Origin of the sequence: Pseudomonas sp. LJDD11, assembly GCF_024584215.1 — a bacterium.
Classification (GTDB): Bacteria; Pseudomonadota; Gammaproteobacteria; order Pseudomonadales; family Pseudomonadaceae; genus Aquipseudomonas.
Genome location: NZ_JANJFL010000017.1, coordinates 39,075 through 50,578, shown reverse-complemented (window position 1 = coordinate 50,578; position 11,504 = coordinate 39,075). Strand labels below are relative to the sequence as shown.

8 protein-coding genes and 1 pseudogene are annotated in these 11,504 nt (G+C 56.1%); 6 read left to right on the top strand and 3 right to left on the bottom strand.

Annotated features, from left to right (window positions below):
• Positions 1–81: 81 nt before the first annotated feature.
• The gene (locus NRB16_RS18990) at positions 82–2,934 is read left to right on the top strand and encodes a DUF4214 domain-containing protein (protein WP_257106673.1); all 2,853 of its coding nucleotides are present in this window, start codon (positions 82–84) and stop codon (positions 2,932–2,934) included.
• Positions 2,935–2,982: 48 nt separating this feature from the next.
• Here the strand turns inward: NRB16_RS18990 and NRB16_RS18985 are convergent, their stop codons facing one another.
• Positions 2,983–4,122 (bottom strand): glycosyltransferase family 1 protein, encoded by a 1,140-nt coding sequence (locus NRB16_RS18985; RefSeq protein ID WP_045492958.1) that lies wholly within the window; start codon positions 4,120–4,122, stop codon positions 2,983–2,985.
• Positions 4,123–4,439: 317 nt separating this feature from the next.
• On the opposite strand from NRB16_RS18985, the gene NRB16_RS18980 reads away from it, so the two are divergent.
• From NRB16_RS18980 to NRB16_RS29740, 4 genes and pseudogenes are all read left to right on the top strand, one after another.
• Entirely contained in the window at positions 4,440–5,648 is a 1,209-nt protein-coding gene (locus NRB16_RS18980) for a Calx-beta domain-containing protein (protein ID WP_084710159.1), read from the top strand.
• Between the two features lie 39 nt (positions 5,649–5,687).
• On the top strand, positions 5,688–6,074 hold the full coding sequence (locus NRB16_RS18975) for a hypothetical protein (protein WP_231906526.1): 387 nt from the start codon (positions 5,688–5,690) through the stop codon (positions 6,072–6,074).
• Between the two features lie 126 nt (positions 6,075–6,200).
• Positions 6,201–6,926 (top strand): annotated as a pseudogene (locus tag NRB16_RS29745) (PAS domain-containing protein); the annotation flags it as partial.
• A complete protein-coding gene (locus tag NRB16_RS29740) occupies positions 6,909–7,511 on the top strand; it encodes a methyl-accepting chemotaxis protein (RefSeq protein WP_373568481.1) in 603 nt (200 codons plus the stop codon). The pseudogene NRB16_RS29745 and the gene NRB16_RS29740, both read left to right, overlap by 18 nt.
• Positions 7,512–7,516: 5 nt before the next feature.
• Here NRB16_RS29740 and NRB16_RS18965 read toward each other — a convergent pair whose 3' ends face one another.
• Complete coding sequence (locus NRB16_RS18965; protein WP_257106672.1) at positions 7,517–8,158, bottom strand: TIGR02646 family protein; 642 nt, start codon at positions 8,156–8,158, stop codon at positions 7,517–7,519.
• Positions 8,142–9,566, bottom strand: a complete 1,425-nt coding sequence (locus NRB16_RS18960) for an AAA family ATPase (protein ID WP_257106671.1) — start codon at positions 9,564–9,566, stop codon at positions 8,142–8,144. Before NRB16_RS18960 ends, NRB16_RS18965 begins: the two co-directional genes overlap by 17 nt.
• Before the next feature lie 533 nt (positions 9,567–10,099).
• Between NRB16_RS18960 and NRB16_RS18955 the strand changes: the two genes are divergently transcribed.
• Positions 10,100–11,383 (top strand): TerD family protein, encoded by a 1,284-nt coding sequence (locus NRB16_RS18955; RefSeq protein ID WP_257106670.1) that lies wholly within the window; start codon positions 10,100–10,102, stop codon positions 11,381–11,383.
• Positions 11,384–11,504 lie beyond the last annotated feature (121 nt).

Sequence of the window (11,504 nt, the reverse complement as noted above, 5' to 3'; positions counted from 1 at the left end):
GCCAACACCTAACCATTGATAAAGGATCGCCTACTCACTCGTAGAGGTGAGCCGCTGGGGCCTTTTCATCAGGAGCAACTCATGAGCTTTCAATCAGATCTGGCAGAGCTGTATACCGCCTTTTTCAATCGTGCCCCTGATGCCGGTGGCCTGGCCTATTGGGTCAACGAACTGAGCAACGGCAACATGAGCCTTGAGTCGATCTCCGCCAACTGGGCAAATGAACAGGCCGAAGCGTTGGAGAAGTACCCATCCTCCTTGTCGACGGACGCTTTTATTGAAGCGGTCTACAACAATATTTTCGGTCGCAGCGGCGACAGCGGCGGTGTGGCTTACTGGAAAACCGAGTTGGAAAACAATGGGATGAGCCGTGAGGTGTTCATCGCTGCCGTGCTCAATGGCGCCAAGGCCAACACCTCGACGCAAGGTCAGGCTGATGCGGCATTGGTCAATAACAAGGCCCTGGTAGGTGTGGCCTTCGCTGAAAAGGGCCTGACGGACCTGTCTCTGGCGGTCAAGGTGCTCAGTGCAGTATCCAGTGACGCCGATACACTCACGGCTACTCTGGATCTGATCAAGCTAGTACCTGCCGATCCTGCGGCACAGACCTCTGCCATTCTGACTCTGGTCTCATCGACACTCGACCAGGTTGCGCAATTGATCAAGACTGCGCCTGCCGAGGTCAAGAACCTGGCAACCTATCTGGAAACCGTTGTTGCCAATGTCAGCAGTGGCACCAACCTGACCACCCTGCTTACCACGATCAACACCAAGACCACTGCCGCTCTGACAGACCCGACCGCACTGGCCAATCCGGCCACACAGGCAGGTAATGATGTGGGCACTGCAACGCCGGGGACAGGCGGTGGCACTGTTACGCCGACCTTTACCGTGACTGAAACGAGTGCTGGGCATTACACCGTTGGCAACGGCAACGGAAATGTCACGTTGTCGCTGGTGAACGACAAATACGTATTCACGCCGGCGGTTGGAAGTTCGGTAAGCATCAATAAGCTGGACGTTTCCAGTTTGACTGTGGACAGTATCAAACTGTCGCCCACCACCACCGTTTACCAGTTGGGTACGAATTTCTCTGATATTGAAATCAACGGTACCGGAACGCTGGTCATTCCGTTTCTGAAAGGTGAAGACCTGTCGGTTCAGGCCGCCTCGCATATCGCCAATACTTATGGCATCAAGGTAGACCTCAATAAGTTGGCAAATGTTTATGGATCTCAGGCCGATCTGCTTGCGTTCTATAACCTGGCTTCTACTGATGTGACAGGCTTGAGTACCCTCAATGCCCGGGTGACGGAGACGTTGAATATTGCCCAACTAAGTGCTTTCGACGATCAGATTTCAGGGCCGGTGCTGGCGACCAAGATCCTGGACACGGCAACCGCGCTGAAGACCAATACCACTTATGTAAAAGGTCCTGTGAATCTTGAAGTTTCCGGTCCGGTGACGTTGGCTGACCTGAATGCACTGGGCATCAAGATTACCGGTACGGTTTCGTTCGAGACCCTATCGTCCACTGCCACGGCGCTGATAAAAGCCACGTTTACCCCTGGTACCGGCACCGTCACGCTCACTGACCTTGATCTGAACGGTAACGTGCTGGGTGTTGTGCTTACCGCCAAGCAGTTTAATGTGCTCAAGACGTTGGTCACCACTCAGGCCTGGTACGCCGACGTCGAAGACACGGCGCTGAATCTTCTGCAATTGACCCAAGGTGAGACGCGCAATACCAACAGTCTGACACTCGTCAATGAGGCGGCAGGAACCCTGACGGTTCAGCAGCGCAGCGACCTGGCCAAGATGATTTATGACCCGAATGACACAGAGTGGACTTACAGCCTGAGCGACACTGCCAAGAACCTGCTCGCCAGTAAAATCAATGACGCTACTGTTCTTGCCGGGGCTGAGCATATTACCGTTGTGCCGGCAGGCCCGATCGGTATCGCAGACTACAATGAGCTTCAAAGCACCGTTAATCTGTCATTTCCCAATAGTGGCATTGTCCTGCGCGATACCCTGACAAATCTGGGCGCGTCAGCGCTGACGAGCTCGCATGACTATATTATTGCTGATTCAGTGGCCAATCTTGATGTGCCTGTGAGCACTGGCACGAGTCTTGTGATCGGCGCCCAAGGGTTTGTAGTCGCAGACAGCATTGCAAACATCACCACCGCGCAAACCAATAACAGTCCGATTTTTAATGCGCCTGGTTATACGGGTATCATCCTTTCAGACACCCTCAGCAACCTGGTGGTCCCGCAAAGTTTGCAAGGCCAGAATGTCGTGGGCGTCAAGGTCGTTGATTTTGTGGCCGGTGGCGTGGTCACGGCTTTAGAAGGTTTTGTCTTGTCAATTGCTGAAAATAGCAATGAGTTCATCAATAACTTCTCGGTGTCAGGAGCCGTTACCGATGTCAGCAACTTGCCAGAATATGGACTGAAATATGCCAGTGCTCTGGCACTGCAGGCTACAGCAGGCAATGATGCGCTCAATGGCAACATTTCCGATGGCAAGATCACTGTCGCGTACACGTCTGCCGCACAGGCTGACACATTCAGTTTCTCTCAGGGGGCCTTCACGGCGGCAGACGGTAGTTTTGATACCTACTCGGCGTTTTATGGCAGTTTAGCTGACTCTAATCGGGACCATATTAATCTGAGCAGCTTCCAGTTGAGCAACAATGATTCTCAAGCGTTGCAACAGGGCAGCATCACCACGGTCAGCAATGGCGGCTATGCGTTCGTCAAGGGTATATACGCCGACGGCGAGTTTGTGGCTTCGCAAAACGGTAACTCTGAGGACACGCTTGTGGTGTGGGATGCTGACACCGGATCAGGTATCGAACAGGTTGCGATCGTTCTGGTCGGGCAAAGTCCAAACAATGCTGGAGCCATTGTCAACTTGGGATTGGTTTGAGGCCGGGGGGGCTTGTCTGAAAGACAAGCCCCCAGGGGTTGCGGTGCGTTAGCCCCGTACCTTGTGATAAACCGCCAGGGTCTGACGCGCGCATTCTTGCCAGGTGTACTGGCGTGCGCGTTGCAGACCGCGCTGGACCTTTTCTTCACGGGCCTGTGGCTGGTTCAGCAGGTCCTGCATGGCAGCGCTGATACTCTCCACGCTGTAAGGGTCGACAGCCCAGGCTGCATCGCCCGCCACTTCAGGCACCGAAGTACTGTTGGAGGCAATCACCGGGCACTGCGCGGCAAAGGCTTCGATCACCGGCAGGCCAAAACCTTCATACAGTGAGGGGAACACCAGCGCGCTGGCACTCTGTAGCAGGGCCATGACTTCGGTTTGTGGCAGGTAGCTGAGCCAGCGGCCTTCACCTTGTTGTTCCAGCTGTGCCAGTTGCGGCAGCAGCTCTTCGTTATTCCAGCCGTCACGACCCACAATCACCAGCGGGTGTTCCTTGCGCAGCGCCTGCGGCAGCTGTTTGAACGCTTGCAGGATGCGCGGCAGGTTTTTGCGTGGCTGCAGGGTGCCGACGAACAGGAAGAAGCCGGGCTTGAGGCCGTGCTTATTCAGTACGGCTTCTTTGTGCTGCTCTGCGATCTGCTCGAAATAAACCGGTTCGACCCCAAGCGGGGTGACGCTGATGCGCTCCGGGGCGATTTTCAGGTGCTCGACCATGTCCTGTTTGCTGTATTCGGAGATGGTGATGATGTGGTCGGCCTTGAGAATCGCTGTTTTGAACAGCCAGCTCTTGAGGCTGCGCAGGTCGTTCTTGATCCACTCGGGGTGCAGCATGGGGATCACATCCATGATGGTGGCCACCGTGGGCACCCCGGCAATACGCGGGATGTGGTGGTCAGTGGCATGGAACAGGTCAATGTCCTGGGCGATGGCGCGAGAGTTGGCCAGGGGCAGCTTGAGAATACCGCTGAGCAGGGCGTGTACCGGGAAGCGTTCGGCAAGTTGCTTCGGTGTGCCACACGCCATGTTTGGCAAGTCACGACCGAAGGCATAAGGGCTGAGGCTGTCGCCTGTCTGTTGGGTGATCTCGCCCAGGCCATTCCACAATGCACGGGAGTAAGTGCCGATGCCATCCAGGTGACCAGCGCGTTCGCCGCCTGCCCAGACCGTACAACTCAAGCCAATCTTCATTCTGTGATTTATCTCGATTCAATGATGGCTGGTTCATTCGACGGCAGACTTTTAACAAGTCTTCAGCCGATGCCAGCGTGTGCATATATGCAACTTGATCAGGGCGCGGAGCCTAACACGACTGGGGCTTAAAGGCATTTTCCAGGCCAGTGGAGAACGGCACCTTAACTTTAGCGTTAGCTCTTTAGCGTTATACCGTTTGGCGGATAACTAAAGAGATGATGGCACCGTGACGCCAATCCGACGACCAGCACTCCCTTGCGTAATGGCAAATCGACACAATCGCGGCCATCACAACCAGCACCGGGTATTGATTCATGGTCTCGACGGTCACCTCCTACACGGATTCTCGCAACAAGGCAGCGCCAGGCCAGGGATATGATGGCGTTGTAAAGGTTTCCACAGGAGGTGTTTACGGAACCGGCGTGCTGCTCTACGGCGGCCAGGCGATTCTCACGGCGGCGCATCTGTTCAAGCCGGGCAATTCGCAAAGTACCGTGACCTTCGAGACCTCGGCTGGCACCAAGAGCATGAGCTCAAGCAAGGTCACGATCTTGCCGGGTTATGACGCTGCCAACCTGAACAACGATATGGCCATTGTCTGGCTCAACGGCCACGCCCCGGTGAGCGCCGAGCGTTATGACATCTACCGCAATACCGACGAGATCGGCCAGGCCATGACCATCATCGGTTACGGCAAGCCAGGTACCGGCGCCGCCGGGATGTCCAGCAGCTACTCGTCGGCGCCGATTCGCCAGAAGGCAATGAATACTTTTGATGCCGATGCGGCTGCACTCAAAGCCAAGGCCGGCGGCTATCTGCCTTTCTCACCCAAGGCCGGCACCCAATTGATCGCCGATTTCGATAATGGCAGCAGCAATCAGGATGCTTTGGGGCGCTTTCTCAATCTCAAGCACACTGGGCTTGGCCAGAATGAAGGCATGCTCAGCAGCGGTGACAGTGGCGGACCTGCTTTCATTGGCAACAAGGTGGCCGGCATTGCCAGCTACATCAGCACCCTGAGCCTGGGCAATGTACGCCCTGACATCGACAACAGCCTTAACAGCAGCTTTGGTGAGTTTGCCGCCTGGCAGCGGGTCAGCGCCCAGCAACAGTTCATCGACCAGGCCATTCGTGCCAGCTACACCGATGCGCCGACCAAGATGTCCGAAGTCAAGCAGAAGGTGGTTGAGGGGCAGGCCGGTACGTTCACCAATGCCTATTTCATGGTCGAGCTCACCACGCCAAGAAAAGACCCCAACAAGCTGATCAGCCTGAACTTCACTACCCGTGATGGCACTGCCAAAGCCGGTGAGGATTACCTGGCCAACAAGGGCACCCTGGTGTTCTACCCGAATGAAACCAAAGCCGTGGTGGCGGTCGAGATCGTGGGCGATAACAAACTGGAGTCCAACGAAACCTTCTACATGGACTTTACTAACCCCTCAGGCGCAGCGTTCGACAACGGGGCATTGGTTTTGACCGGCATGCGCACCATCCTCAATGATGATGTCTGGCTGGTTTAAGCGGGCAGGGTGTTGACGCGGCAGAGCGGTCTTAGCATTGTGGCCGCCTCTGTCATTGAGCCTGTTATCGAGAACCCTATGAAGAAAGCCTTTGCCATCGTTGGTCTTTCGTTGGTGTTCATGCCAACCGCGCCTGCTGCTGCGGCAACGATCCAGATTCAGAACCAGTCATCCTGGGATATCCACGAAATCTATTTCGCGCCCTCCAGTCAAGGCGACTGGGGCGATGATCACTTGGGCAAGCAAGTACTCAAAGCCGGCATGACCCTTAGCGTCAGCAACGTGGAAGCAGGCCTTTGGGATGTGCGCCTGGTGGATGAGGATGAAGATGAGTGTGTGATTCAAAGGCAGCAGATCAGTACCTCGCAGGCCTTCGTGATCGATGATGAGGACTTGCTCAACTGTCAGGCTGATAGCGATCAGTGACAGGACATTTTATGGCCGCTTTCAAACCCCGTTTTCGGGGTTTTTTTATGTCCGGATGCATGAGTTGAATAAACCCCGTCTACGCTTGCCAATAGCAGAGGGTCCACTCCAACGATCGGTGTCGCTATGTTCAATACCCGCTTGAAAACGGAAGTCCAGGCGCTGCATTCCGAATTGTCGATGTTCCAGCAATTGCAAAAAGGCATTGATGCATGTCTGGTGCATATCATCCTTGATGCCCAATACAATGTTATTGAGGCCAATGACAATTTCCTGCGTATGTTGGGTTATCGCGCCGAGCAGGTGGTGGGCAAACCACTGGATCAGTACATCCCGGCCTATGTCAAACAGCTCGACTGTTACCGCAATCTGGTGGCGTCGGTGCAGAAGGGCGAGCCGGTGACCGACACTTACCGCTTTCTGCGAGCCGATGGCAGCCTGGCCTGGATCCGGGCCGTATGGCAGCCGCTGCAGGACGCTCGCGGTCAATTGACAGGCATTCATTGCCTGGGTTCGGACATTACCGAGTCGGTGGACACCGCCGCCGAAAACGCGGCGTTCATCCAGGCGCTATTGCGCTCTACGGCAGTGATCGAGTTCGACCTGAGCGGCCATGTGCTCAAGGCCAATGAGCAGTTTTTGCGTGGCATGGGCTACAACATGGCGCAGATCCGCGGCAAGCATCACAGCATGTTCTGTGAGCCCGCCGAAGTGGCGTCCAATGCTTACCGGGAGTTCTGGTCGACCCTTAACCGGGGTGAGTTCGTGGCCAGCCGTTTCAAGCGCATCGACAGCCATGGCCGCCCGGTATGGCTGGAGGCGACCTATAACCCGGTGCACGATGCTCAGGGCAAGCTGTACAAGGTGGTCAAGTTCGCCACCGTGATCACGGATCAGGTCGCCCGCGAAGAGGATGTCAGCCAGGCGGCGAGTATCGCGTTCGATATTTCCCAGCGCACCGACGTCACTGCCCGGCGCGGCGCCGAAGTGGTGCAGAACACCGTGCACACCATGCGGCGGATCTCGGAAGAAATGCAGTCGGCCTCTGCCGGTATCGAGGCGCTGGGCAAGCAGTCGTTGCTGATCAGCTCCATCGTGCAGACCATCGGCGGGATTGCCCAGCAAACCAACCTGTTGGCCCTCAACGCCGCCATCGAGGCGGCCCGTGCCGGCGAGCAGGGCAGGGGCTTTGCCGTGGTCGCCGACGAGGTCCGGCAACTGGCCGGGCGCACCAGCGCGGCCACCGAAGAGATTGTCAGCGTGGTGCAGCAGAACCAGTCGCTGACCGACGAAGCCGTGCGCGGCATGGCCAACAGTCGCGGCCAGGCCGAACAAGGACTGGCGCTGGCCAATGAGGCAGGGTCGGTGATTGTCGAGATTCAGGATGGGGCGCAGCAGGTGGTCAATGCGGTGGGGCGCTTTGCCAGTCAGTTGTAGGGGGCTCAGGGCATACCTGTACTCAGCCAGTTCTTGAGGATATTGACCATTACTGGCGCATAAGGCTGTAGCCGGCCCTGAGTGGGCTGGCTGAGGTCATCAATCAACAGTTGCAATAGTTCGTCATCCTCAATAGAGGAAGAGGGGCCAAGGTCTTCAGTCTGTAACGTGGCTTGCGCAAGCACCCGACGTTTTTCCACCAGCTTCTTGTTATTGCGTTCATGATCGCCAAGGTTCAGCACCCTGATCGCATCGATTGCTCTGGGAGAAAGCCCCTCGACCCGACCGCTGAGAAGAAAACGCAGCTCGTGTTCACACTCGCTCATTAGCGGGGAGAGCTTGATGGTTTGGTTTCCTTTGGCGGCATCGCATTGCCCTGAAGTCTTGCAGCTCGCCACGATATTGTTGAATGACAGGCCCAGCTGAGGATGGTGGTCGCGGCACTGGAGGTGTTCATTCATGGTGTCCGACGAGGTCCCCGAAATCTCTGTACAGCAGTAGGCACACAGATAGAGCTGCTCGGATGCGCAGGCTTCTCTGATCGCCGAACGTTCTGTATGTGAGAGGTCGTTGTAGTTTTTACTCCGGCCGTTCCTTTTGAAATGTGTGAGCGCTTGCGGCTCTGCGCCTTTATTGATTTTTCTCAAGGCGCAACTCCTGTTTACGAAGCAACAGCCTGACCTTGGCCAGTTCGAGGTTTGAGGCCGGTAACTCTGAGTCAAGTTGCTCGATAATGTGTCTGGCGTCATCCAGGTGGCCTGCCTGAATGGCATCCAGCGCGTCATTCAGCAGTGCTCCAATACCTGGGTTGCGGATGTACGTGTCCATGACATCCAGCAGAACAGAATTGGCATCCTGGCCGAACTGCGACGGGACCTCGTCCAGTTGACCATCGCTCAGGGTGAACACTTTTATGTCCGGATAATCACTGATTACCAGAGGAGAGTGAGTGGTCAGAATGAACTGGCAGTTGGGGAAGGTGCGCGTCAGGTTACGGATGATTTCACGCTGCCAGGTCGGGTGCAGGTGCATGTCTACTTCATCAATCAGCACGATGCCCGAGCCTTGCAGAGGGTCGTCAAGGGCCGGGTTCATCATCGCCAGACGCCGGGCGATATCACCGACCAGTGCCATCAGCGTTTTTTCGCCTTGTGAAAGCTGGAGAATATTCAATTCCAGACCGTCTTTATCGACCATCAGTTGTAGCTGGGGCTTGCGCTGCACACGCAGGTTGGAGAAGCCGGGCATGAATTGTTTGATCGCTGTACGCACGGCGGTCAGTTGCGGGTCTCTGGGGAGGTGCGCCGAAAGGTTCTGAAACCTGTGCATCAGTAATTGTACTTTTGCCAACTCCTGATTAAGCGATTTGAAGTCAAACGGCTCTATTTTTTCGATGTCAGCAACATCCAGCTTGTCGACAAGCTGATTCAGTTTCTCGAACTCGGCCTGTTGTACCTTAAAACCGTGCTCATTTTCATGATCCTCGCGATCTCGGAACCATTCAAAGAACCGGGTGAAGCTCACTGAAGGACTCATGAAGTCTTCATAGCCTTCCAGTTGCGAGAAGGCATTTCTCTTTTTGACTTTCAACGGGACGTCGAGCACCGAGCGCTCTACCGGGTAATACGCCAACAGTGGAAGGCTGTTGTTGCTGGCCTGTGTAAGTAGCGAACGATAGTGGTCGGCCAGTAATGAAACATCCATCAGCGCCGCAGTGTGCTGGCCTTTCATACCCGGTTTCGTTCGGGCTAGCGTCCAACGGAAAGAATCATGCTTTGTCGTGGCATCACTGATTTCGATATCTATCGCGGCCGAGGAGGCTCCTTCGAGAATCGCATGATCGGGAATTGGGCTGCCACTGCCTTTTTCTGTGCGCAGCCGGCTGACAAACCAACTGAGGGAGGTCGCCAGGGCCTTGAGGATGGAGGTTTTGCCTGCTCCGTTGTTACCGACCAGCACAATGACTTTGGCGGGGTCGGTTTCGTTGGCCATGAACGAGGCTTCGAGGGATTCGAATCGGCCGAAATTGTGTAGCCGGAACGCTCTGATCTGCATGCTCACTCCCCGGGCCTGCCCGGTTTCAAGGGGGCTCCGGTTCCTGTAAAAATTGCCAGAGCATAGCATGGGGCTGTACCCGGGTCAGAGGGACGGCACTTGAGGAAGCAGATCTGTTCCGTCTGCTGGCATAACGCGAAGAATCACCGTTTGGGATTATTAGGGCAATGACTGCAAGGCCTGAAGTATTGAAAAAAGCAGGGGGCAGTACCCATGTCTATCTCATACCTCGCACCCTCTAGACGGCGTCAGGTGCGTTCGTATCGCATTGCGTCATTAAAGAGGGAAGACGAATGGCTGCGCTATTGCCCCATTGCTGAATTTTGATGCGCATACAGTTCTCTTTATGTAGCAAAAGTCCGCCATACCAGCAGGTTATAAGCACAACCAGCCGGGGCAGCCACTCCGGCTGAAATTCGGAACCTTCCTGCAAGAGAAGAGGACGCATACCGCAGTCGAGCCTACCCAATTGACCCATCCCACCCGGCAAAGGCACTGTGTGTTCCTTCGACCATGGAGCAGGACACCTTCGCATGAGCCAGAGCCTCAAACCCGGCGAGAACACCAGCCTTGAACATACTCAGGGCCAGGTCACGGTCAGCCACCGCGCCGACGCGCAACTGGACGTCAACCTGACGGCCTTTCTGGTCACGGACAGCGGCAAGGTCGTCGACGACAGCGGCATGGTGTTTTTCAATGCGCCGGAGCATGCCAGCGGTGCGGCCAGTTTCGTGGCGCCGTCCAGTGAGGGCGGGGTGGTCAGTCACCGGATCCGCTTTGATCTCAGTCGTTTGCCCGCAGGTATTTCGAGGATCGCGATTACCCTGACCCAGGACGGCAGCAGCGCCGGATTCGCTCAGGTAGCTGATTTGCAGGCGCAGATCAGTGCCGGCGGGCAGTCACTGGTGCTGGCGCCGGCGGCGTTCAGTGACGAAACCGGGATTATCGTCGCTGAGCTGTATGTGCGTAATGGCCAGGCCAAGGCGCGTTCGGTATGGCAGGGTTTTGCCAGCGGGCTGGCCGGGTTGTGCGGGTTATATGGCGTGGACGTCGAAGAGCCAGCCCCGGCGCTTGAAGCCCCGGCGCCGCAGCCGGTGAATATCGCCAAGTCGCTGATCACGCTGGACAAGCCGGGTGTTACGCATAAGGTGTCGCTGGACAAGGGGCCGGGGGCGCCACGCTCGATCAAGGTCAGCGCGACCTGGATCGATAACGGCGATGGCAACGACAACGATGATCTGGACTTGCGCGTCGGTATTCTGCGTCCTGACGGTCAGATGTCGCTCATCCACGCACCGGCCAGGCGCGGCGCCTTCGATCTGGACCCGTTCGTGTTCCATACCGGCGATGTGGTCAGCGCCAGTGCTTCGGCGCCGGGCACTGAAAGCGTCGAAATCAATCCGCAGATCTCGCGCAAGCTGGGTGGCAAAGTGGCTTTGGTGTGCAGTGTCTATTCGGCGGTGGACAACGGTGATGTGTCGGTGGGCTCGCTCAAGCCCAGAATGCGTATGGAGTACGGTGATCAAGTGGTGGAGTGCGCCTACGAGTTCGAGCTTGAGCAGAAAGTACAGAAGGGCTTCTTCGGCCGCAAGACCATCGTCTCGACCTATCCAGACAGTTACACCTATGTTATTGGCCTGATCGAGATTGATGATCAGCAGATCGTTCTCAGTCCTTCAGGCGTGACGGCAGAGCCGGGCAGCGAGGCGACCCCTTGGCTGACCTGGAGTAACGGCAAGGTGCTGCTGAGCATGGACGGGCCGGAAGTGTTTAAAGGGGAGCCGATCGATCCTGATCAGGATAAGCAGTACATCTGAATCAGTCGATAAGTCCCAAACAGGGACTTATCGTTCCCTTTTGGAGACCGGGTGTTGATTCATTCATCGGCCTGAAGTCTTTAACCTGTGCTAACCAGCCCTATTCAGACACAATGAGCGC